Below are 22478 nucleotides of genomic sequence, written 5' to 3' on the forward strand. Positions count from 1 at the left end.
ACAATAGCCGTGGCCGATGTTTACACTACATTGCTGCAGCGCATTCTCCCTTCAGTGGCGTCCTTGGCCTGCATCGGGGGCGGCGTTCAACGCACTTAGCTGTTTTCGTAAATCGGCCATAGTGCGGTCCTGCTGCTGCAACCGCTGGTCGGTCTCCCGACTCTTCGCTTCTTGTACTTTCACGTCCTGGCGCAGTTGCTCGATCTCGGCGTTGCGCTGGGCCAACTGCTGTTCGATCTTCGCCTGCTTGGCGCTGGATACGGGCTTGGATGCCCCATCCGCCCAGGCGGCACCCACCACGCACAAGCCAAACACCAAGCCGGCAAGCTTCATTACGGTGAATCTCATGTAAAGATCATCCTCATTAAAGGTAGGCTTCAATCAAGTGCTCTGCGATCTGCACGGCGTTCAACGCGGCGCCTTTGCGGATATTGTCGGCAACCACCCATAGGTTCAGGCCGTGTTCGTGCGAAATATCCTCGCGGATACGGCCGACGAATACCGGATCGTGGCCGGCCGCGTCGCCCACCGGGGTCGGGTAGCCGCCGGCCTTGCGCTCGTCCTGTACCACGACACCCTCGGCGCGCTCCAACAGCTCGCGCGCCTGTTCGGCGGTGATCTTGTCGCGGGTTTCGATGTGTACGGCCTCGGCATGGCCGTAGAACACCGGCACGCGCACCGCCGTCGGGTTCACCTGGATGGAGTCGTCCTCCAAGATCTTGCGCGTCTCCCACACCATCTTCATTTCTTCCTTGGTGTAGCCGTTGGGCTGGAAGTCGTCGATGTGCGGGATCACGTTGAAAGCGATCTGTTTGGGGAATTTCTTGGTTTCCACTTCCTGGAAACCGAGCAGCGCGGCGGTCTGTTTGCCTAGCTCTTCCATGCCTGAACGGCCAGCGCCCGACACCGATTGATAAGTGGCGACATTGATTCGCTCGATGCCCACGGCGCGATGAATCGGCGCCAGCGCCACCAGCATCTGCATGGTCGAGCAATTGGGGTTGGCAATGATGCCGCGTGCCGTGTACTGCGCGATGGCATGCGGGTTCACCTCGCTGATGACCAGCGGGATGTCGTCCTGGTAGCGAAACTCCGAGGTGTTATCGATCACCACCGCACCGGCTGCGGCGGCGCGCGGCGCGTGCTCGCGGCTGACCGAACCACCGGCCGAGAAGAATGCGATGTCCACGCCTTTGAAATCGCAATCGGCCAAGTTCTGCACGGTGATCGATTTATCGCCGAAATCGATCTTTTCGCCGGCCGAACGCTCGCTGGCCAGCAGCACCAGCTCGCTGATCGGAAACTCGCGCTCGGCGAGAATCGCCAGCAGGGTTTCGCCCACGGCGCCTGTCGCGCCAACAATCGCCACCTTGTAACTGCTCTTCTTGCTCATGATCCGGCTTCGGTAAGTAGATATTCAGTAGAGGAAACCGCTATCACCGCACCGATATCCGCAACAGCGGAAATCTAGCCGGGAAAGCAGGCAAAACAATACGTAATCCGTGCTGCTGTGAGTCACATCACGCTTTGTGGCACACGGCCAGGCAGTATGCCGCATGAACTCAGGTGCCGGTATGTCCGGGGATGCCTGATCTATTCAACGGCGTTGGCGGCTGTCCGGCCTGGGACCATGCCCCAGCGTGGCGATGAGATTATCGGCGGCCAGATGGGCCATCGCGTGGCGAGTGTCTTCGCTGGCGCTGGCAAGATGCGGGCTAAGCAAGGCATTGCTCAAGCCCAGCAGATCGGGATGCACCGCCGGCTCGCCCTCGAAGACATCCAAGGCCGCCGCGCACAGGCGTCCTTCGCGTAAGAGCCTGTTCAAAGGCTCCCCGTGGGCTACTCGGAGACCGTAAACAGGCTCTTAGAGCGCAACACCCAGACTTTCTGCCTCACACTCATTGCCGTTCTGCGGGGATTCTTGGGGTGATCTGGCCGACATCGCCACATTGCGCGCGATGGCGCAGCGCATGATCCATCAGCACCAGCGCCATCATCGCCTCGGCAATCGGCGTGGCACGAATGCCGACGCAAGGATCATGGCGCCCCTTGGTCACCACCTCGGCCGGCTCGCCGGCCAGGTTCACGCTATGGCCCGGAATCAAAATGCTCGATGTCGGCTTGAGTACGATCGAGGCGGTAACCGCCTGTCCCGTGCTGATTCCACCAAGGATGCCGCCGGCGTGATTGGAAGCAAAGCCGTCCATCGACATTTCATCGCGATGCTCGCTGCCATGCTGGGTGACCGCGGCAAAACCATCGCCAATCTCCACGCCCTTGACCGCGTTGATCGACATCAGCGCACTGGCCAGATCGCCATCGAGCTTGCCGTAAATAGGCTCGCCCCAACCCGGCGGCACGCCATCGGCGACAACGTTGACACGCGCCCCTACAGAGTCGCCGGACTTGCGCAGCGCGTCCATCGTTTTTTCAAGCACCGGCACTTGCGCCGCGTCGGGCCAAAAGAATGGGTTCTGCTCCACCGCCGCCCAGTCGAAGGTGCTTGCCGCGATATCGCCGAGCTGCGCCAGGTAGCCACGCACACGCACGCCATAACGCGCGGCCAGCCACTTCTTGGCAATCACCGCGGCGGCCACCCGCATCGTCGTTTCGCGCGCGGACGAACGCCCGCCACCGCGCGGATCGCGGATACCGTACTTTTGCCAATAGCTGTAATCGGCGTGACCGGGACGGAAAGTGTTGACGATGTCGCCGTAGTCCTTGCTGCGCTGATCGGTATTGCGAATCAACAGCGCGATCGGCGTGCCGGTGGTCTTGCCTTCGTAAACACCGGAGAGAATTTCCACCTCGTCGGCCTCGCGCCGTTGCGAGGTGTGGCGGCTTTTACCGGTGGCGCGGCGATCGAGATCGGAGCGGAATTCCTCCTCACTGATCGGTAACCCTGGCGGGCAACCGTCGACGACGCAGCCGATGGCCGGACCATGGCTTTCGCCGAATGTGGTGACAGTGAACAGTTTGCCGAAGGAGTTGCTGGACACGGGGAGTCATCGCCTGGAGGAGATCGGGCACAGATTAACGCGATGATGCCCTGCCGGTCTGCGTCAATCGCGCTTCAAATGCCATTCGTCCGCCAGCATGACAAAGATGACGTCATCGACCCATTCACCGTGCAACTGAAAAGCTTTCACATAGTGGGCCTCCTGCCGCATACCTATGGCCCGCAACAAGGTGATGCTCGCGTGATTGCGCGGATCGACCGAGGCATGCACGCGCCGCCGGCCTAACTCGCCAAAACTCCACGCGAGCACCGCGCGCAACGCTTCGCTCGCATACCCTTTGCCTTGGTGGAGCGGCGCGAGGCTGATCCCGAATTCAATCGAATCGTCGGCATCCGCCGGAAAGTGCAGGCCGAGATCGCCGACCAATACATTCCCTTCACGCAAACGAATCGCCCGCTGCAACCAGCTATCGGGCGTGTTCGGCACGATGCTGGCTTGAGTCTCGATGAAGTCGCGCGCGTCGTTGATCGACGCCGGTCGCCAACCCTGAAAGCGAGCTACCGCCGGATCGGCGCGATAACTAAATAGCGCGTCGGCATCGCTTTCTTTTAGTGCATCGAGCAGCAGGCGCGAGGTGGTGAATTCCATGTGAACTCAATCAGCCTCGCTGGAGATATTCAGATCAAGCGCTGCGCGCCTGGGCCGCTGCCCGAATGACCTCGGCATGCTCCAACAGATCGCGCCGCTCCAGCGCGAACACACCCATCGCGCCGACCTTGAATTCGATCCACACGAACGGCACCCGCGGCAGCAAGGCCGCCAGCGCGTGCTCGCTCTCGCCCACCTCGACGATAAGCAGGCCGTCATCGGTGAGGTATTCAGCCGCCTCGTCGAGCATGCGCAGGCAGATATCCAGGCCATCCGTGCCCGAGGTAAGGCCGAGCTTGGGCTCATGGCTGTACTCGCCCGGCAGTGCGGCGTATTCGTCTTCGGTGACATAAGGCGGATTGGAGACGATCAAATCGTAGCGACGCCCCTTAAGCCCGTCGAACAGGTCGGACTTGATCGCCTCGACCCGTCCCTCGACGTGCTGGAATACGATGTTTTCGCGCGCCAGCGACAAGGCCTCGTCGCTGATGTCGACGATATCGACCTGCCATTCCGGGTTGTATTCGGCGATCGCGATACCGATGCAGCCCGAACCGGTGCATAGATCCAAAGCGCGCTCTACATGGCGATGGTCCATCCACGGCGCAAAGCCCGACTCGATCAGCTCGGCAATCGGCGAGCGCGGTACCAGGGCGCGGCGGTCGCTCTTGAATTTCAAACCGGCGAACCAGGTCTCGCCCACCAGATAAGCCACCGGCAGGCGTTCGTTGACGCGGCGCTCGATCAGCGCCAACACGCGCTCGCGCTCTGCCGTGGTCAGCTTGCCGGCACCGTAGGCCGGCGGGATGTCCGGCGGCAGATGCAGGCTGGCCAGCACCAGATGCGTCGCCTCGTCGATCGGGTTGTCGTGGCTATGCCCAAAAGTGAGCCCGGCAGCCGAGAAGCGGCTGGCGCCATAGCGGATGAAGTCGATGATGGAGGCGAGTTCGGCAGTCACGGCGGCACAGTTCGGCTAGGGGGTTGCGAAGTATAGCGGCCGATGCCGCATGGCGAATCGGATTAATCGCGGCCGCGCTCTATACTGGGGAGATGACTTTTAACGTATTCCTCCAATACATCCTGCCGCACCGCGCCTTGTCCCGTGTCGTTTACTGGGCTACCCGCTGGACCTTCGTGCCGTGGAAAAACTTTCTGATCGGCAAGATCGTGCATAGCTATCAGGTCAATATGGCCGAGGCCGCACAACCTGATCCGCTGACCTATCAACACTTCAATGCGTTCTTTACCCGCAAGCTGCGGGCCGATGCGCGCCGGGTCGATGCCGATCCGAACACCCTGCTCTGCCCGGCCGATGGCCGGATCAGCCAGTCGGGCGCGATTGTCGAGGGACGCATTTTTCAGGCCAAGGGCCAGGACTACACCGCCGCCGAATTGCTTGGCGATGAAGCTTCGGCCGCGCCTTATCGCAACGGCCGCTTCGCCACCGTGTACCTGTCGCCGCGTGATTACCACCGGGTCCACATGCCGCTGGCCGGTCGCTTGAAAGAAACCGTGCATGTGCCGGGGCGCATTTTCAGCGTGGCACCGTTCGCGGTGGCGGCGATTCCACGACTGTTTGCCCGCAACGAACGCCTGGTCTGCCATTTCGAGGGCGAACATGGCCCCTTCGTCGTGGTGATGGTCGGCGCGATCCTGGTTTCCAGCGTCGCCACCGTATGGGACGGCCTGGTGATCCCACCCTACGCCAGCGGCATTCGGCGCAAATCGTTCGAAGGCCAGAACATCAACCTGGAGCGGTTCGCCGAGATGGCCCGATTCAATATGGGCTCCACCGTGATCTTGCTGTTGCCCGAAAGCCTGGGCGAACTCGATGCCCTGCAACCGCAGCAACCGGTGCAGGTCGGGCAGCGACTAGGGAGTCTGCGCACAATCGCCTAGTCAATGTGACGCATTTTGTCGTTTTGTGACCTTCTTGGCGCTCTCTTGCGCAAAGCATGGCTAAGCTGTTCGCTAGCAATGCGCTCGACTCCCCTTAAGTCACGCCGAGAAAATACATGGGCCTCCTCAGCCAACTCATTGCGATGAATCGCGCACGTCAACTCAGCAAACAGTTTCGCGACATCGAGCGCACTATCAACGCATTACCCAAGCGCGGCCGGTCACGGCTGGGTGCACTGGCGCTGCGCGAAATCGGTCAAGCCTCGCGCAGTGATTTCCCGCATATGTACGGCACGCCCCCGGATGAACGCTACGGCGCCTGGGGTCAAGGCACCACGATCGGCTTCGCTCGCGCCCGCTCGGAAAACCCCGAAGTTGCCTTGCGCGGCATCGCCTTATGGCTGGCCGTGGCCTATCACGAGACCAAAGACTCGCCTTACACCAGCCTGCAGCCGCACTATCGCCAATTGACGCGAGTGCTGCGAGAGCTGAAAGAAGCACACAGCAACGACAGCAGTGACAGCACCGACGCCTGGATGAACTCGCCCGCTGCGGCTTGAATCCCAGCCTTGAACGCGATGGGGGATCACCCCCACCGCGTCAGCGTCTCAACGGCAAGCCGGTACGCGCAGACTCTGCCCGATGCTGATGTTGTGGTGCCTCAAGCTATTCATCTTGGCCACCTCCTCCACATCCGAGCAGCCCAGCTTATTGACGATGCTGGTCAAGGTGTCGCCGCGCCTGACGGTATAGCTGCGGGGCTTGGCCGGCGCTGACGTTTTAACCACGGTTGCCGGCATGACGGGTGCCGAGGCTACCGTCGGAAGCACTGCCGTATGCAAGTCGTTGGCAAGAATCGGCCAGGGGCCGTCGGTGCAACGCACGGCATAAACCTTCTCCAGCATTTTGGGCACTTCCAACCGTGTACCGGCCGGCTGCGCCATCTGTGGATCGAGCCGTGGATTGAGATTGCGCAAAATGCGAAACCAGCCGTTGCTCATGCCGCCAGCCGAACCCAGGCATACGGTGAGTTCGGACACCGAAGCCGGCCGCTTCAAAGTGATATTGCCCGGCGAAACATCGAGCTTGGGGAAACGCAGGTTATAGCTGTCGGGATGCAAGAACAGCCACGCCGCCGCCAACACTGCCGGTACATAGGCCCGCGTTTCCGGCGAAAGCTGGCTATAGATCTTCGGGTCATAGAAGCTCACCGCCGTGTTGTCGCCGACCATCCGGCGCATGCGGCCCTCGCCGCCGTTATAGGCCGCCAGGGTGAGTTCGAGATTGTTGTTGAAGATCTTGAGCTGCTCGTCCAGGTACTCCGCGTTCGCGCGCGCGGCGGCGGCCGGGTCGTAGCGCAAATCAAAGCCATCGTCATTGACCAGGCCAAAGCGCATGCCGGTGGCATACATGAACTGCAACGGCCCGGCCGCGCCGGAACGCGACACTGCATGCACCTTGCCACCGGACTCCTTAGCCATGATGCCGAACAGCACCGCCTCGGGAAGATCCTGCTTTTGGTATTCCGGCCACATCTGGTAACGCATGTATTGATAGTTGACGTAGGCCTCCATCAAATTCGGACGCCACTGGGTCAGCCACATTTCCAGCGCCGCCTTGACTGGGCCGTTCATTGCGATCAGCTCCGACAACTGCTGCCCACGCAGCAAGGTCACACTGCGCTGCGCCTCGGACAAACTGGCCGCCCCGGTCTTTCCGCCAGCGCTGCCTTCGGCTGTCCGCTCGATCGGCACGGCGCTATCGTCATCGGCAAAGAAACCACCATTCTTCAAGCGCAATAAGCGATCGAACACGGAGAAAAATCGCTGCGGGTCGCAGCCAGGCGTATTGCCGCAATGCGCGGCGGCTCCTTTCAATTGATCCAGCGCTGCCGTCAAGGTTTGCTGCGAGGCTTGGTTATCGCCCTCGCGGGCTTGCTGCAAGGCTGTCTCATAACCTTTGCTCGCCTGATCGAGCTGACCATAGAGCGCATCCACCGGAGGGGATACTTTGCCCGCGCCGGTGCCCGTGCTGGCGCAAGCACCGAGCAAGACCAACGCTGCGGCGAGTGGAAGCAGGCGAAGACGTATAGCTGGCATGGAAGCATCCCTGTCTAGAAAACGACCACCATACCCGGCGTTCCCTGCCGACTCAACGAGAATACCGAACAGAGTCTAAGAACAGGCTCTTCGCTACAATCGCTCAATCACCCTCGGATAAACGCGATGACGGACATCCTGATCGGCCGCAATCAAAGCACGAGTGTCAGCCTTGATCCTCGCTACGGCAACCGCCACGGCATGATCGCCGGCGCCACCGGCACCGGTAAGTCGGTATCGCTGATGGTGCTGGCCGAGGGCTTCTCGAAACTTGGCGTGCCTTGCTTTCTTGCCGACGCCAAGGGTGATCTGGCGGGTTTGGCCATGGCCGCAGGCGAGCCGGGCGACAAGCTGAAAGCGCGCCTGACCAGCCTCGGCCTGAGCGATTGGAAGCCGCAAGCGAATCCGGTGATCTTCTGGGACATCTACGGCAAGCTCGGCCACCCGGTGCGCGCCACCATCAGCGAGATGGGTCCCACCCTGCTTGGTCGCATTCTCGAACTCAACGACACTCAGGAAGGCGTGCTGGAGGTGATCTTCAAGGTCGCCGACGACCAGGGCTGGCTACTGCTGGATCTACCCGACCTGCGCGCGATGCTCAGCTTCGCCGCTGAAAACGCCAAGGACATCTCGACCCAGTACGGCCTTATCAGCACGCAAAGCATCGCGGCGATTCAGCGCAATCTGCTCAAGCTCGAACAGGACGGCGCCGACCAGTTCTTTGGCGAACCGGCGCTGGAATTAAGCGACTTGATGCGGCAGGACATGAGCGGCCGTGGTGTCATCAATATTCTGGCAGCCGATCAATTGATCTTGAAGCCACGTCTGTATTCCACCTTTCTGCTGTGGCTGCTATCGGAGTTGTTCGAGCAACTGCCGGAAGTCGGCGATCTGGAACAACCCAAGCTGGTGTTTTTCTTCGACGAGGCACACTTGCTATTCAACGACGCACCCGCGGCCCTGCAGCAACGGGTGGAGCAGGTGGTTCGGCTGATCCGCTCCAAAGGTGTCGGCGTGTACTTCTGCTCGCAAAACCCGGACGACGTACCCGACAATATCCTCGGCCAGCTCGGCAACCGCATCCAACACGCCTTGCGCGCCTTTACACCACGCGATCAAAAAGCCGTAAAGGCAGCGGCAGAAACCTTTGTCGCCAATCCCAAAATCAAAGTGGGCGAGGTCATCGGCCAACTGGCTGTCGGCGAGGCGCTGGCCTCTACGCTGCGCGATGGCGGCGTACCGACGCCGGTGGAGCAAGTGCTGGTGAGTTCGCCCACCGGACGTATCGGCGCCATCTCGGAAACCGAACGCGCCACGGCGCGGCAACGCTCTCCGGTCGGCGGTAAATACGATACGGCGATCAATCGCGAGTCGGCGGCTGAAATTCTCGCTAAACGCGCGGAAAACAAAGCTGCCGATCTATCTGCCGACAAAGAAGCCACCGCCGCTAGCGCAACATCAGGCTGGGGTGGTGCGATCAAAGACGCTCTGCTCGGTACCAGCCGCCGCCAAGGCATGATCGAGGCCATGGCCAAATCCGCCAGCCGCACTGTCGGCACGCGCCTAGGTCAACAGATCGTGCGCGGCGTGCTCGGCGGCATCTTCGGCGGAAAACGGTGATGCGAAGGGTCGAAACCGTTGCGGCAGACACCCCGTTCTCCGAGCGCCTGGGCAACGGCTTCAGTTACCCGTTGCGCGGCGCCGCACTAGCCACCTGCGTTGCGCTGGCGATATCGCATTACGTCGTGCTGTTGCCGGGCTTCATCGGCTCACTCGCCAGCATCCTGGTATGGGCCGCCACCTGGCGCTACGCCGCCGACTGCATGCTGCATACCGCGCACGGCTATGCCGACCCGCCGGACGTCAGCATCCACGGCAACGACTCCAGCGGCCGCGGACTCACCTTCATCCATATTCTGGCCGTCCTGCTGTGTGCGTTCACCGCGCTGTTTCATCTACACCTGCTATGGGTGCTGCTGGTTCTGTTGGCCTTGACCTTTCCTGCTATCGACATGTCGATGGCATTCGACGGCAATGTGCTGCTGGCGCTCAACCCGCTGAACTGGTGGCGGATCATCAGCAGCTTCGGCATGGCTTACCTGATTCCGGTCGCCATCAATCTACTGCTGGTCGTCTTGATCGTGATCGCGTCCGTTCTCACGGCGATGCTGCCCAAGCTGCTGGCCATACCGTTGTTTGCCTTCGCCTATACCTATCTCATCGTGCTCGGCTTTCATTTGATGGGCGCGATGATTCATCAACGTCACGAGCAATTCGGCCTTATCCCAGAGGCCCAGATCCTGGTCGAAGAGAATAAACAAGATGCCGACCAGCAATTGCTCGCCGAAGTGGACGAACTAGCTCCGCAGCATCCGCAACAGGCGATCGGTCTGCTGGTGACAAGGCTGCAAAACCGCAGTGCCCCCGCATCGATACACCTGGCTTACCGCAAGCTGCTGCAACGCCAAGGCCTGCGCGACGGGCTGCTGGTGCATGGCCAGATCTGGATTGCCGCCTTGATGGTGAGCGGCGAATCGCGCCGCGCACTGGGCTTGGTACAAGAGTGCGGCGAGATCGACCCGGCCTTTCTGCCCGACGATCCCCGCAACGCAGGTGAGCTGGCCGACCTCGCCGCACGCCTGGGCATGAGCCGGCTGGCGCTGAAACTTTGCCGGGGCTATCTCGCCACCTGGCCCCGCGACGGCAAGGCACCGCACTATGGCTTGCTCGCCGCACAACAGCTCGGCGAACGCCTCGATCAACCTACCGAAGCTATCGTGCTGCTCGGCAAGTTGCGCACGGCATGGCCCGATCATCCGCTACGTGGCGAGATCGATGCGCTGGCGCGGCAACTGCAAGCGCAGCATTCATAAGAGCCGGTTCAAAATCTCTGAGCGGCCCGCGACGACACATCTCAAACACATCGAACCCGCCTCAACATACTCACAGGCGCCGGCTGCACGGTGGCGTGATCGGGAATCTCCAGCGAAGTCAGGCCCTCGCGCAAGGCGTAGCGAGTCAACTCGGCGATACCGCGCAGGTTGAGCTTCTGCATGATGTGTTCGCGGTGGGTGCCGACGGTTTTTTCGCTGACGTGCAAACGTATCGCGACATCCTTGGTCGAATGGCCTTCGGAAAGCATCTGGGTAATTTCACGCTCGCGCGGCGTCAGCAGGACAAAGGCCGTCGCCTGACCCACGCCACCGGTTTGAACCGCGCGATAGTCATTGACCAGCACATGCGCAATGCCTGGACTGAGATAGACCTGCTGCAGGCATACCGCATGAATGGCATCGAGCAACTCTCTGAAACTGCAACTATCGGACAAATAGCCCGATACCCCGGCATTGAAAGCGGCACGAATGCGTGCAATCGAACGATCCGCCGCGATGCAGATAGTTCGAGTGCGCGTACTGCGCGCCAAAATGCGCCGGGTCGCCTCGATGCCATTGAGCAAGGGCAAGGCAATGTCCATCAGCACCACATCGGGCTCATGCTCAACCGCCAAGCGGACACTATCTAGGCCATTGTCGGCCTGCCCGATCACCAGCATCTCTGCATGGCCCGCAAACAGCGATGTCAGACCCTCGCGGGCAAGGCCGCGACTATCGGCTACGACAATGCGTATCACGGATTCCCCCCGAAATCTTCCCTAAGAGCCTGTTCACGACCGCCGCCCGGCGCTTATCGTGAACGGCCAAGAATCGACCGATGCATCCTCATGAGTCCTTGCATCGAACTCGCGGCCCTGACAAAACCCGCCTCAATGCCATAGCACTGCTGCGTTTGTTGATCGCCGTGACGGCCTCTGTGGCCAGATTGCTGATTACCGCCATAGGCACGGTTCGATTCAAGGAATCCGCTTCGACGCCTATATGGAGAAAAGGCCGGCGACAACATGCATTCACCGACCTGAGGCCACGCGTGCCTAGGGCACGCCGCGCTCACGCCTCAAAACCCCGGCCTCGCGACCGCCGGAATGTCGCTTGTTCAGCAGAAAACAGAAGATCAGCAGCGCCGGTCCGGCATGCAGAAAAAGCCGGCTTGGCCACACGACCTCTTCACCGATGGCAACCCATAGATAGTGGTCATTGAGCATGGCGAATGTATCAAGCAGCGCACCGGCGGCAATCACACTGCAACTCAAGCGAATCGCACGTGAAAGCGATGGGTCAGCAATGCCCCACATGGAAAAGATACTTGCCAGGCCGGCAAGAATGAAATCAAGCACGATCATCACGCCCTCTCCCAGGATCAAAGAAACGACCGAACAGACGAGCTATCAACGCCTCTCCATTGCTATCCATCCAACGCTGCGTAAGCACTGCAAAATTAGGGCCGAAGCACCCGATAAGAAAAGTAAGCGCCGACTGCACCGACGGTGTCGCCTGCGGAAAGAAGTAGGTAATGACGGCTGGCGCCAAAAACGCAGCGGTCAAAACGCCGCAAAGAATCTGTACCAGCGCATCACTGAAATGCGTTTGCCGGCGTAACGCTACCGGCAACACCGCCCCACCCACACCCGCAAGAAGCACCCACACATCGATTAATTTGAAGTCGTCCATATAGCCACCTCGTCGCCATCAATGCGCCGTCGCTTCAATACCCGGCGCGACGCAACACCCCGCTCTCCAGAAGACCGTTGCCGTCTGAAAACAGGCTGTAGCCAAGCGTTCCATCGTCGCCCACCGTCAGCCGGGCGTAGCCATCCAGAAATTGATTGCATAGCCCGCCATTGGACCGGCGAAAGGCGAGGTACTCGCTATCGCCGTATGACCCGGCATACTCCAAGGCCAGGTTGCACCTACGTACACCGGCATAGCTCCATGTGCCGGCATCGCCACCTGGGCGCGAGGCATCCAGAGACACCGTCAATGCGATGGCGGGGCCATCCGTGGATGTTCGCTCCCAGGTCGCGTCGATAGGGAGCTTGGCGTATTGCTCCGCTCGCATCAGTGAGACATCCCCTTGATCGCCAAGACTTAGCGTGGCAGTGGCCTCACTCGCCGCCCCCTGCATAGCGATTTGCCTGGTCAATAAAGCGTTGCAAAAGCTGCCGCCGTTGCTGTCATCGGCGCTGAACAGAGCGAGATCCTCGGTTCTTGATATCTGCTTGATGCGCAGCTCGCAATTGCGCGGCGAACCAAAATGCAATTTGCCGGCCAACTTATTCGACGTTTCCGTCAAGAGCAGCGTCACAGCGACAGGCCGCTGCCCCGTATAGGCCTGGCCGGCCCAAGCACCCGACCGGCTATGCAGCACCGCGTCGGCAGCTATCGATGTCATCGGTATAGCTAACCATGCCAACGCCATGCTCAGTGCCGCATAGAGGTTCGTACAGGTCCGAATCATTTTCATGCTCCACTCCTAAGAACGATCAGTAAGCCAAGCAGCAGCGCGATCGCCAGCACGACGGCCACGCATGTTCGATACCGCCACGAGGGCTTTCTCAGCGAGTCGCCCATCAATTGCACCAGGCGCTGCGAATCCTGCGGCGACATCACGAATTCGATCTTTCTAGCCATTACGCCTCCTCGCTCACCGGCAAGGTTCGTAACAGCAGGCCATTCACGCGCACCTCTCCATCAACAGCGTCCACTCCAGAAAAGCGAATACACAACTGATGTGGTGCACGGCGGCGGCGACCTCGCCAGACGCGTACAACGACACGCTCATCACCGGCTCGGGTGCGCCGGCGATACATCTGGCAATCCATACTTATTTCCAGACTTGCGATCTGCGCTATACGGTGCGGCCGAAACTGAGCAAGAGGAATGACCAGCGGTGACATCGCATCGTTGGTGTCGAGCGGCTCGACCCGAAATGGCGGAGCGTTGTCGAACATCGCACTCATCGCCCGCGCATGACCGCGTCTTATGGCTTCTTGCGCATCGCATACGGCGCGTTGAACCGTCTGCAGCCATTCATCGAAACCATATTCGGCCACCCAAGTTCTCCCATTCAAGGCGACGGGGTGCATCAGCGTGAGCGCCAGTGAGCCTGGTATCCGCGATGCTTTTGCGTACATGAGCATCTTGCAGACATTGACCCTAGGTTCCGGTCAACCACGCTGGCTTGCGCGGAAAGCCAACGTGATAGCAAAGCCACTGCAATACGACCTGGTGCTCGCCGAGTTGCAGGATCGTGAAACCTTTCTCGATGCCGACAATCGAGCCTTTCGGACTTTCCGACAGACAGCGATTGAGCAATTCACGGGCTTCTTCGATCTGAGCCTCCGAACGCAACTGATTGGGATTGTCATTACCTACCACGATGCGCTTGATGAACTTGACTTCGGTCAGGTCGAACATCGCGACGATCTCCACGGCGGCGTATGGGATGGCCCTACATTTGAATCTTTACAACAAGCGGATAACGAACCCATCAAACCCTGCTGATCGACGTCGTCACGCTCAGGTGCCTGAGGGCGCGGGCGCCGGCGCCGGTGCAGGCGTTGCAGCTACCGCTACGGGCGCACTGATCTTGCGCGGTGCGCAAGCGGTCTGCAGGATGTCGAGCACACGTGCCAGACCCTCGGGCATGCCACCGTCTTCGGCATGCACGGCCACGGTGTACTTGGCGGAATTATCCGAGGTACGCGCATTTTCTTTATGCGTAGCCACGGAGCCCTGCACATGCACCTTGGCCGAAAAAATACCCCAATTGATGGACGCGTCCAGCGAGGCCGAGGCCGACATATCCGACGACGACTTTTCGGTGTAAGACGACTTCACTTCCATCTCGAAATTCACATCGACCTTGGTAATGCTCAAGTTCGGCACCTTTACGATCGCCAGCAACGGAACCTCCAACTCGACCTCTTCCTCAGCGATGGGCGAGCCGTTGGGACCGGGTTGCGGGTTGTCTACCGGGCGCTTGAAACGAAACAATGCAGTGCGGGTGGCGCCGACCGCGTTCGGGTCCTTACCGCCGGCCGCCGGCGGCAAAAAGCCGATGAGCTTGATGAAGTCGGCGGTAGCATTGGCCAGCTTGATCTGCGCTTCGCAAGCCGCGCTCAACGGACCACCGATCAAGTCTTGCATCGGCAGCCCTTTGAACTGGCTCGACATGTTGACGAGTTCGTCAGCCATGATGTTTCTCCTTCGGTGAATGTCGAACTACAAACAGTGCTCGTGGCTCTAACCACCGCACTGGCGCGAGCCACCATGGCCCACTACGACCTACGGCTTGCCAAACACCGAGGCCGCGCTTGCCGAATGCGCAGACCGCATTCGACTCACCGGAAAGATGCCAAAAGCATCTCGCCCATGTCCTTTGACGATACTCAACTGACCTTGATCGTCTTGAATACGCCCTGGCTCTGCGCGAGGTGATTGATAAGCCGTGCCGCCCCATCCGTCGGCTCGGCTCCCTCCACGCGCATCACCACGTGGACCGAGCCCTGCCTGCGTCCGGCGGTTGCCGCCTGGGTGTCGATGCCGACGATCGTGCGCGGCGACGAAGGATGCGCGGTCCAATTCGCCGCAGGCGCCGCACCGTTATCGCCTGGTGGCGGCGCCTGCTCCGTCATCTCGCCAAGATCGGCATCGAAACTGATTTCGACATCCTTGATGTGCAACACATTGGTCGAGACCAGGGAAAGCAACGGCACGCGATACAGATCCTCATCGTTCTCGTCCGCCTGCGGATGCGCCGAGGGCAAGCGAATCGTGACGCTGTGCGGCCGATTATCGGCATCGAAATAATCACGCAGCAGCGCCGTCTGATGCTGGGTAACGCGGTCTTGCGCTTCGATCACCGCACCGGCCAGGGCTTTGATGAGATCGTTGAGCGAGGTAGCCATAGAAAATCCTTGAGAGCCTGTTCAGCCGCACAAACCCATCGCAAACCGTTACCGCACGGCGACGATTTGCATAGCGCTACGGTCAGAGGGTGGGAAAGGCATTGACGCGGGCCAGCCAGCCCTTGAGAAATTTGCCCATCACAGGCCGACGCTCGACCAACTGGTTGTAGTAGTCCACGCGGCCTTGCTTGTAACGCCGATACACTTCGGTTTGATCCAGCTCGGCCAAGCGCGCCAGCGTGGCCGGCCCGATCCCGCCATCGACGGCGAGCGGCGGTTTATCGCTGAGTTGATTGAGTACGCGCTGCAGCAGGCTGCCCGCATTGGCGCCGGCATTCACATTGAAATCGAAAACGATCTCGGCGAGCGGCTGCAAGGCGATCGTATCGCCACCGATGCGATCCCAGTACATCGCCTTATAGATGACCCCCGCCTGCGCAGGGGTCAGTGCACGCAGGTTGTCCAGGGTCGGGGCAATCTTGAGCAATGAGTTCGCACAACGGTTGAAGGTTTCCATCGTGATGCCAAGATTGGTCGCACCACCCGGATCATCGGGATCATTGACAAAGCCACCCTCGAACTTGAGCAGGGTCGGAAAAAACATATCGAAATTAGCCATGCGTCTCTCCCCTTGGCGATTGACGGCACACCCATGCCATCGGTCGTAGGCCAGCATGACCATCTCGCCATGCCGGGGGGATCGGTAAATGACTGATATAAGACTTCCGAAAATCCTGGCACGCCGAGGCATCGAAGATGGGCCTGGGCAATTTCCGCTGGGTTGGTCCAGCAGAAGCGCACAGAGTGCATGGCTGGATTAAGATCATCCCCTCACTCGCCGGACACGGACTTTCGTGCCATACCTGCAACTGCAATCGATAACCGTATGAGCCGCTGGCGCCCGCCCTCTCCCACCTCCACCGCGATCATCACGCGCGAAGGCTTTGAGAAGCTCAAAGCCGAAGTGGATTACCTATGGCATACCTTGCGCCCGGAAGTGGTAAAGGCGCTGGCCGCCGCCGCGGCTGAAGGTGATCGCTCGGAGAATGCCGAGTACATCTATCGCAAAAAGCAGCTCGGCGAAATCGATCGCCGCGCGCGCTTTCTGAGCAAGCGCATCCCCGCGCTGAAGGTGGCCGAGGGCGCACCGACCAACCGCGACGCGGTCTTTTTCGGCGCACGCATAACGCTGGAAAACATCGACAGCGGCGAGACCCTGCACTATCGCATCGTCGGCCCGGACGAGACCGACGCCAAGCTCGGCTGGATCAGTATCGACTCGCCGATGGCGCGAGCCATGCTGAAAAAACGCATCGACGACGAGTTCGAGGCCGAGTTGCCCGGCGGCCGCAGCCGTTTCGCCATCGTCGAAGTGAATTACTAAACCAGACGGGCGTAAACCAGTGCGGTTTACTCCCGTCGGTGCGCCTGCCTGGACTACTTGCTCGAACTACTTACCTTGCGGCGACGGCGGCGCTTGCTGCATCAACGCATTGAGCTGCGCCTGATGCGACTCAAAGAAAGCGACGTTGGCCTGATTGACCTTGCTCTGATCGAGCTGACTCGCCGCTTGCGGATCGCTTTTCGCCTGCGAAGCAATCGCCGCATTCATCAAGGCCAAATTGGCCAGCATAAATTCGCGCGGGGTAAAGCCATGGGTCTTAATCAGCGGCTTGATGCGCGGATCGCCCGAAACCGCCCGTTCGGCTAAGTCGTCCAGGTTCTTCACCTGCCCCGGCCCTGGACCTGCCTGCGGCTTGATGCCAAGAGTACGGGCTTCTTTGGTGGTGGCGATCAGCCGATTGAAAATATCGTCGTTGAGGTTGTAGCTCTTGATCGCCTGCATATCGGCGTCCGGCAGACCTGGGCCAGAACCCGGTCGCGGCGCCGGTTGAGGCGCCTCTGCGGGCGGGATTCCACTACGAACCTGAGATGGCGCCGCTGACTGCGCCTGAGCATATGCGGCCAGCGGCGATGCCAAAGCCAGCGCCAGCAACAACACCGACCGCTGTACCGTGGTCAATCGCGAAGAAGGTAAAGGATTGGATTGCATCATGGGCTCCGAAGTTTGCGAATCGAGACGTGCCAGCAAAGTAGCGACATATCACCACATTCGGTTCATCCATGACAAAGTTTTGTGAAGGCGCTTAATCGCATTTTCATAAACCCGGTATGCCCCAGGGCGCCATGCCCGCATGAATCACCGTCAAGCGTCGATCAAGCCAGGCGGCGGATAACGCCGCCCCTCGCGCAAAGGTTGATAACAAGCCGTCTCACGATGAAACGCTTCGTCATCGTTATTGGCATGCCAACCGGGAATGCCGGCCAAGGGCAGTGGCCGTAGGTCCAGCGGATCGCGCAGCATGCGCCAATCGGTAATCGCCTCGGCGCATAGATCAAGCACCCGCTGCGGGTCTTCGCCGGCGATTGCCACGAATACCAGCGCCTTGCCTACCAGCAGCTTGCTCGGGGTCAACGCATGCTCCAACAGCGCATGGCCGAACAAAGCCAGTTCGATCGAACCGTTGCGCCATGCTTCGCGCCGACGCCAAAACAGGCCGTACCAATCATGCGCATCCCATAAGGGCAACAAGGTTGGATCGCGCAAGGTAACGACCACGCCGGCCTCGTCGAAATGAGTCTGGGCATATTGCGGACGCGAACGAAGCTTTGGCCCCATACGCGCAACTTCGGCGATTTGCCGTGCGTTCAACGCACGCTTGAGCGCCGGGTAGCGCAGCCAGATCAGCGCATTGAACAAGTCATGCCAGTTCGCTTCACGCGTGGCGATCTCGCCGCGCATGGCAATGCGCTGCTCGTAATGCAAACCGTCGGCAAGCAAGGCCGGGCTCTGCACGACAAAACGCTCAGGTGCGTCATCGGGCAACAAGGCATTGAGCGCCTCGATAGATGGCCAATCGGAGCCGCTCAACAAACCAGCGTATTCACTCCATGCCGCCAGCGGCTGTTGCTCGAACACCGCCGGCGCAACGTCTTCACGCGATGGTGCGACATAACGCATCGCGCCACCGTGCCTTTAGCTCACCAGGCGCGCATGCAGATCGTGCTCGTCGGCATCATCGACCACGACATCAACGAACTGACCTGGTTTCAGTGACTGGCCGTTGGCAATGTGCACCACGCCGTCGATTTCCGGCGCATCGGCAGCCGAACGCGCCACCGCACCATCGGCGCTGGCGTGATCGACCAGCACTTTGATAGTGCGACCGATCTTGCGCTGCAATTTGGCCGCGGAGATTTCCGCCTGCACCGCCATGAACTGCTCGAGACGGTCTTCTTTCAGTTCTTCGGAAACCGGGTTCGGCAGCTCGTTGGCCTTGGCGCCATCCACCGGCGAATAGGTGAATGCACCGACGCGATCCAGTTCAGCCTCGCGCAGGAAATCGAGCAGTTCTTCGAACTCCGCATCGGTCTCGCCGGGAAAGCCGACGATAAAGGTGCTGCGGATGGTCAGGTCCGGTACGGCCTTGCGCCAGTTGCGAATGCGCTCCAGCGTCTTGTCGATATTGCCTGGGCGCTTCATCAACTTGAGGATGCGCGGGCTGGCATGCTGAAACGGAATGTCGAGGTAGGGAAGAATTTTCCCCTCCGCCATCAACGGCATCACTTCGTCCACATGCGGATACGGGTAGACGTAATGCAAGCGTGTCCATGCGCCGAGTTCAGACAGGCCCTGGCATAGCTCGGTCATGCGCGTGCGATAGCTCTTCTCGCGCCAGGTGCGCTCGGCATACTTCATGTCTACGCCATAGGCGCTGGTGTCTTGCGAGATCACCAGCAACTCCTTGACCCCACCCTTCACCAGCTTTTCCGCCTCGATCAGCACCTCGTCCACCGGGCGCGATACCAGGTCGCCACGCATCGACGGAATGATGCAGAAGCTGCAGCGATGATTGCAGCCTTCAGAAATTTTCAAGTAAGCGTAGTGCTTGGGGGTGAGCTTGACCCCGGTATCAGGCACCAGATCCAGCAATCGATTGCGCTGCGGCGGTATCGCGGTATGCACAGCGCTCATCACGCTGGCGTAATCCTGCGGGCCGCTGATCGCCAGCACATCCGGGTAGGCCTCGCGAATCAGCTCCGCGCGCTTGCCCAGACAACCGGTGACGATCACCTTGCCGTTCTCGTGCAATGCCTCGCCAATAGCATCCAACGACTCCTGCACGGCCGCATCGATAAAACCGCAGGTGTTCACCACCACCGCATCGGCAGCGTCATAACGGGGCACGATCTCGTAACCCTCGACTTTCAACTGGGTCAGGATGCGCTCGGAATCGACCAACGCCTTGGGGCAGCCGAGGCTGACGAAACCGATCTTGGGTGAAGCCTGCGACATGGCGCGATACCGTGGGGGTGTTAGGGCAAACCCGGGATTATACGTTAGTGGGGGGATTGGGGCCGGAACGGGGAACGGGGAACGGGGAACGGGGAACGGGGAACGGGGAACGGGGAACGGGGAACGGGGAACGGGGAAAAGCCTAAAAAGCAGAGGCTGAAAAGCAAGAGCAAAAACAAAAAAGATCAAAAAAGAACACGGAGCTGCAATGCCCCCTCAAATTTCACGTTCCCCGTTCCCCATTCCCCGTTCCCCACTCCTAAAATCCCCTATCACCGCCAGGAGCAACCCCACGATGAGCCAGACGATCCACCTCAATACCACCCGCATGCAGTGCATCGGGGCCTATCTCGCCCAGCCGGCAGGCAAGCCCAAGGGCGGCATCGTGGTGATTCAGGAGATCTTTGGCGTCAATGCGCATATCCGCGAGGTTGTCGATGGTTTTGCCGCCGCCGGCTATACCGCGATCGCGCCGGCCTTCTTCGATCACCTGGAAACCGGCGTGGAGCTGGATTACAGCGATGCCGGCTACGCCAGCGGCAAGCTGTTGGCCACCGAACTGGGCCTGGAGCTTGCAGTGGAAGATGTCGCCAGCGCAGCCGAAGCCATCGCCTCGGCCGGCAAGATCGGCACCGTCGGTTATTGCTGGGGCGGCACGGTGGCCCTGCTTAGCGCGCTGCGACTCGGCCTGCCTTCGGTGAGCTATTACGGCTCACGCAACCTGCCCTTTCTGGGCGAAACGCCAAAAGCGCCGGTGATGTTCCATTTCGGCGAACGCGATAAGAGCATTTCAGCCGAGATGGTCGCCAGGCATCGCGAACAACTGCCGCAGATGCCGCTTTACACCTACCCGGCCGATCACGCGTTCAATCGCAATATCGATCACCACTACGACGAAGCCAGCGCCAAACTCGCGCTACAACGTACGTTGGCGTTCTTCGAGACAAACTTGTGCGCACCGCACCTTTGAACGATTCGCCGTCATCGCAGCATGTCTCGACCCGCAGGGCTGTTCACCCATGAAACGAGCTGACTTTATCCTCGACCCGCGATTGCAGGCGGATACCCGGCTGATTACCTCGCTGGCGCTGTGCGACATCTTGCTGATGAACGACACGCGCTTTCCCTGGCTGATCCTGGTGCCGCGCCGCGGCGGACTGGTCGAGGTCGATGACCTGGGCACGGATGGACAAGCCTTGCTATGGCACGAAGTTCATCGCGCCGCCGCCGCGCTGCGCAATATCGCGCCTTGCGACAAGCTTAATATCGGTGCGCTGGGCAATATCGTGCGCCAGTTGCACGTGCATGTCGTTGCTCGCCGCGACGGCGATGCCGCCTGGCCGGCCCCGGTATGGGGCAGCGGTGCGGCTACGCCTTATCCAGATGACGTCTTGGCCGAGCGCGTCGAACAACTACGCACCCGCATTCTCAATTGACATGCACAAAAAAGCCCGCGGAATCATCCGCGGGCTCGTATAGGCGAAATCGCTCTTAACGCTGCGAAGGGCTGTAACCGCCACTGCTGGCGTCTTTACCCTTCATTTCGTCGTTGGTCTTGACCGGTGCGTGGTAATCCTCAAGATCGCGTGCCTTGGTATCTACCGCGTTGATCTTCTTCAGCGTGCCGCCGTCGTCGTAGTACACGGTAAAGCCGTAGTCGAGCTGCATGCGTGCCATGAACTCAAGATGCTGCTTGCGGATCTTCGACTCGTCGCTGCGTACCAGCAGCACGGTCTTGGGCAGCTTGTGCTGGTCTTTGAGGTAGGCGAAATGGCTACCGGTATCGAGCGCTGAAAGCACGGCGCCATCGACCATGAACTGGCCGCTCTTATAGGCCTGAATGGTGGTGTCGAACTGCCCCTTCACCTGATCGGTGTTGACGGTATCCTTTTTGGAACCGATGACATGGCAACCACTAAGCACCAGCATGCTGCCCAGCAGCAGCGCAGCAGCGGCGCGGGTCAGTAGCGTGGAAAAACGGATCATGCGGATCTCCTGCAATCAATCAGTACGAATAAATTCGAGGCAACGGAATAAACCATGGAAGTGTAGCGCCGTGCCGGGGGATCGCACGCGGTCCGCACAACCACCGTTCAGCTCAAGGGTTCAGGTACGCGGCAAGGTCACGCCCTGCTGCCCCTGATACTTGCCGCCACGGTCCTTGTAACTGGTTTCGCACTCTTCGTCCGACTCCAGAAACAGCATCTGCGCCACACCCTCGTTGGCGTAAATTTTTGCGGGCAGCGGCGTGGTATTGGAGAACTCCAGCGTCACGTGGCCCTCCCACTCCGGCTCCAGCGGCGTCACGTTGACGATGATGCCGCAGCGCGCGTAGGTACTCTTGCCCAGACAAATCGTCAGCACTTTGCGCGGAATACGAAAGTACTCGACCGTGCGGGCCAGGGCGAAGGAATTGGGCGGAATGATGCATACGTCCGCCTCGACATCGACGAAGCTGTTCGGGTCGAAGGCCTTGGGGTCGACGATGGTCGAGTTGATATTGGTAAAGATCTTGAACTCGCGTGCGCAACGCACGTCGTAGCCGTAGCTGGATGTGCCATAGGACACCAGTTTCTGGCCATCGCGCAGCTTCACCTGGCCGGCCTCATACGGCTCGATCATGCCGTGCTGCTCGGCCATACGGCGGATCCACTTATCGGATTTGATGCTCACACGATCTCCAGAATGGGGCGTTTACAAGGATAGTCAGG

At 60.1% G+C, this 22478-nt stretch carries 29 protein-coding genes; 7 read left to right on the forward strand and 22 right to left on the reverse strand.

The window, feature by feature from the left end; genetic code table 11:
- Positions 1-51: 51 nt before the first annotated feature.
- The 6 genes from DVJ77_RS02220 to prmB form a co-directional block, all read right to left on the reverse strand.
- Positions 52-348, reverse strand: a complete 297-nt coding sequence (locus tag DVJ77_RS02220; RefSeq protein WP_162791331.1) for a hypothetical protein — start codon at positions 346-348, stop codon at positions 52-54.
- A 16-nt stretch (positions 349-364) separates the two neighbouring features.
- On the reverse strand, positions 365-1393 hold the full coding sequence (locus tag DVJ77_RS02225) for an aspartate-semialdehyde dehydrogenase (protein ID WP_114843811.1): 1029 nt from the start codon (positions 1391-1393) through the stop codon (positions 365-367).
- A gap of 204 nt (positions 1394-1597) precedes the next feature.
- Positions 1598-1825 (reverse strand): NAD(P)-dependent oxidoreductase, encoded by a 228-nt coding sequence (locus DVJ77_RS02230; protein ID WP_318530896.1) that lies wholly within the window; start codon positions 1823-1825, stop codon positions 1598-1600.
- Between the two features lie 73 nt (positions 1826-1898).
- A complete protein-coding gene (gene aroC / locus DVJ77_RS02235) occupies positions 1899-2999 on the reverse strand; it encodes a chorismate synthase (RefSeq protein WP_114843812.1) in 1101 nt (366 codons plus the stop codon).
- A 63-nt stretch (positions 3000-3062) separates the two neighbouring features.
- Positions 3063-3608 carry a GNAT family N-acetyltransferase gene (locus DVJ77_RS02240; protein WP_114843813.1) on the reverse strand — a complete coding sequence of 182 codons (546 nt, stop codon included), beginning with the start codon at positions 3606-3608 and terminating at the stop codon, positions 3063-3065.
- Between the two features lie 34 nt (positions 3609-3642).
- Positions 3643-4566 (reverse strand): 50S ribosomal protein L3 N(5)-glutamine methyltransferase, encoded by a 924-nt coding sequence (gene prmB / locus DVJ77_RS02245; protein WP_114843814.1) that lies wholly within the window; start codon positions 4564-4566, stop codon positions 3643-3645.
- Positions 4567-4658: 92 nt separating this feature from the next.
- On the opposite strand from prmB, the gene asd reads away from it, so the two are divergent.
- Together asd and DVJ77_RS02255 are read left to right on the forward strand one after the other, a co-directional pair.
- Entirely contained in the window at positions 4659-5507 is an 849-nt protein-coding gene (asd, locus tag DVJ77_RS02250; protein WP_114843815.1) for an archaetidylserine decarboxylase, read from the forward strand.
- Positions 5508-5623: 116 nt separating this feature from the next.
- Positions 5624-6067: a hypothetical protein gene (locus DVJ77_RS02255; protein WP_114843816.1), complete on the forward strand. Its 444-nt coding sequence runs from the start codon at positions 5624-5626 to the stop codon at positions 6065-6067.
- 48 nt (positions 6068-6115) lie between these two features.
- On the opposite strand, the gene DVJ77_RS02260 is transcribed toward DVJ77_RS02255, so the two are convergent.
- Positions 6116-7606 (reverse strand): transglycosylase SLT domain-containing protein, encoded by a 1491-nt coding sequence (locus DVJ77_RS02260; RefSeq protein ID WP_114843817.1) that lies wholly within the window; start codon positions 7604-7606, stop codon positions 6116-6118.
- A gap of 126 nt (positions 7607-7732) precedes the next feature.
- On the opposite strand from DVJ77_RS02260, the gene DVJ77_RS02265 reads away from it, so the two are divergent.
- Together DVJ77_RS02265 and DVJ77_RS02270 are read left to right on the forward strand one after the other, a co-directional pair.
- Positions 7733-9226 carry a helicase HerA-like domain-containing protein gene (locus DVJ77_RS02265; protein WP_114843818.1) on the forward strand — a complete coding sequence of 498 codons (1494 nt, stop codon included), beginning with the start codon at positions 7733-7735 and terminating at the stop codon, positions 9224-9226.
- On the forward strand, positions 9226-10479 hold the full coding sequence (locus DVJ77_RS02270) for a tetratricopeptide repeat protein (RefSeq protein WP_114843819.1): 1254 nt from the start codon (positions 9226-9228) through the stop codon (positions 10477-10479). The genes DVJ77_RS02265 and DVJ77_RS02270 overlap by 1 nt, the downstream gene beginning before the upstream one ends.
- 41 nt (positions 10480-10520) lie before the next feature.
- Here DVJ77_RS02270 and DVJ77_RS02275 read toward each other — a convergent pair whose 3' ends face one another.
- From DVJ77_RS02275 to DVJ77_RS02315, 10 genes are all read right to left on the reverse strand, one after another.
- On the reverse strand, positions 10521-11237 hold the full coding sequence (locus DVJ77_RS02275; RefSeq protein ID WP_114843820.1) for a LuxR C-terminal-related transcriptional regulator: 717 nt from the start codon (positions 11235-11237) through the stop codon (positions 10521-10523).
- 297 nt (positions 11238-11534) lie between these two features.
- Complete coding sequence (locus DVJ77_RS02280; protein ID WP_114843821.1) at positions 11535-11843, reverse strand: hypothetical protein; 309 nt, start codon at positions 11841-11843, stop codon at positions 11535-11537.
- Positions 11830-12171: a hypothetical protein gene (locus tag DVJ77_RS02285; RefSeq protein WP_114843822.1), complete on the reverse strand. Its 342-nt coding sequence runs from the start codon at positions 12169-12171 to the stop codon at positions 11830-11832. Before DVJ77_RS02285 ends, DVJ77_RS02280 begins: the two co-directional genes overlap by 14 nt.
- 34 nt (positions 12172-12205) lie before the next feature.
- On the reverse strand, positions 12206-12964 hold the full coding sequence (locus tag DVJ77_RS02290) for a hypothetical protein (RefSeq protein ID WP_114843823.1): 759 nt from the start codon (positions 12962-12964) through the stop codon (positions 12206-12208).
- Positions 12961-13131, reverse strand: a complete 171-nt coding sequence (locus DVJ77_RS20995) for a hypothetical protein (protein ID WP_162791332.1) — start codon at positions 13129-13131, stop codon at positions 12961-12963. The genes DVJ77_RS02290 and DVJ77_RS20995 overlap by 4 nt, the downstream gene beginning before the upstream one ends.
- Complete coding sequence (locus tag DVJ77_RS02295) at positions 13131-13634, reverse strand: hypothetical protein (RefSeq protein ID WP_162791333.1); 504 nt, start codon at positions 13632-13634, stop codon at positions 13131-13133. Before DVJ77_RS02295 ends, DVJ77_RS20995 begins: the two co-directional genes overlap by 1 nt.
- 22 nt (positions 13635-13656) lie before the next feature.
- Positions 13657-13917 (reverse strand): hypothetical protein, encoded by a 261-nt coding sequence (locus DVJ77_RS02300; protein ID WP_114843825.1) that lies wholly within the window; start codon positions 13915-13917, stop codon positions 13657-13659.
- Between the two features lie 102 nt (positions 13918-14019).
- Positions 14020-14697, reverse strand: a complete 678-nt coding sequence (locus DVJ77_RS02305; protein WP_114843826.1) for a DUF2589 domain-containing protein — start codon at positions 14695-14697, stop codon at positions 14020-14022.
- 194 nt (positions 14698-14891) lie between these two features.
- Entirely contained in the window at positions 14892-15410 is a 519-nt protein-coding gene (locus DVJ77_RS02310; RefSeq protein ID WP_114843827.1) for a DUF2589 domain-containing protein, read from the reverse strand.
- Positions 15411-15492: 82 nt separating this feature from the next.
- The gene (locus tag DVJ77_RS02315) at positions 15493-16029 is read right to left on the reverse strand and encodes a glycoside hydrolase family 108 protein (protein WP_114843828.1); all 537 of its coding nucleotides are present in this window, start codon (positions 16027-16029) and stop codon (positions 15493-15495) included.
- A 267-nt stretch (positions 16030-16296) separates the two neighbouring features.
- On the opposite strand from DVJ77_RS02315, the gene greB reads away from it, so the two are divergent.
- A complete protein-coding gene (greB, locus tag DVJ77_RS02320; RefSeq protein ID WP_114843829.1) occupies positions 16297-16794 on the forward strand; it encodes a transcription elongation factor GreB in 498 nt (165 codons plus the stop codon).
- Positions 16795-16860: 66 nt separating this feature from the next.
- Here greB and DVJ77_RS02325 read toward each other — a convergent pair whose 3' ends face one another.
- From DVJ77_RS02325 to rimO, 3 genes are all read right to left on the reverse strand, one after another.
- The gene (locus DVJ77_RS02325) at positions 16861-17463 is read right to left on the reverse strand and encodes a hypothetical protein (RefSeq protein ID WP_114843830.1); all 603 of its coding nucleotides are present in this window, start codon (positions 17461-17463) and stop codon (positions 16861-16863) included.
- A 153-nt stretch (positions 17464-17616) separates the two neighbouring features.
- Positions 17617-18432 (reverse strand): DUF3025 domain-containing protein, encoded by an 816-nt coding sequence (locus tag DVJ77_RS02330; protein WP_114843831.1) that lies wholly within the window; start codon positions 18430-18432, stop codon positions 17617-17619.
- 15 nt (positions 18433-18447) lie between these two features.
- A complete protein-coding gene (rimO, locus tag DVJ77_RS02335) occupies positions 18448-19767 on the reverse strand; it encodes a 30S ribosomal protein S12 methylthiotransferase RimO (protein ID WP_114843832.1) in 1320 nt (439 codons plus the stop codon).
- A gap of 295 nt (positions 19768-20062) precedes the next feature.
- Between rimO and DVJ77_RS02340 the strand changes: the two genes are divergently transcribed.
- On the forward strand, positions 20063-20737 hold the full coding sequence (locus tag DVJ77_RS02340) for a dienelactone hydrolase family protein (protein WP_114843833.1): 675 nt from the start codon (positions 20063-20065) through the stop codon (positions 20735-20737).
- A gap of 49 nt (positions 20738-20786) precedes the next feature.
- The gene (locus tag DVJ77_RS02345; protein ID WP_114843834.1) at positions 20787-21203 is read left to right on the forward strand and encodes an HIT domain-containing protein; all 417 of its coding nucleotides are present in this window, start codon (positions 20787-20789) and stop codon (positions 21201-21203) included.
- A gap of 55 nt (positions 21204-21258) precedes the next feature.
- Here the strand turns inward: DVJ77_RS02345 and DVJ77_RS02350 are convergent, their stop codons facing one another.
- Entirely contained in the window at positions 21259-21753 is a 495-nt protein-coding gene (locus tag DVJ77_RS02350) for a hypothetical protein (RefSeq protein ID WP_114843835.1), read from the reverse strand.
- Positions 21754-21873: 120 nt separating this feature from the next.
- Positions 21874-22440 carry a dCTP deaminase gene (gene dcd, locus DVJ77_RS02355; RefSeq protein ID WP_114843836.1) on the reverse strand — a complete coding sequence of 189 codons (567 nt, stop codon included), beginning with the start codon at positions 22438-22440 and terminating at the stop codon, positions 21874-21876.
- Positions 22441-22478 lie beyond the last annotated feature (38 nt).

Origin of the sequence: Dyella tabacisoli, assembly GCF_003350925.1 — a bacterium.
Taxonomy (GTDB): domain Bacteria; phylum Pseudomonadota; class Gammaproteobacteria; order Xanthomonadales; family Rhodanobacteraceae; genus Dyella_C; species Dyella_C tabacisoli.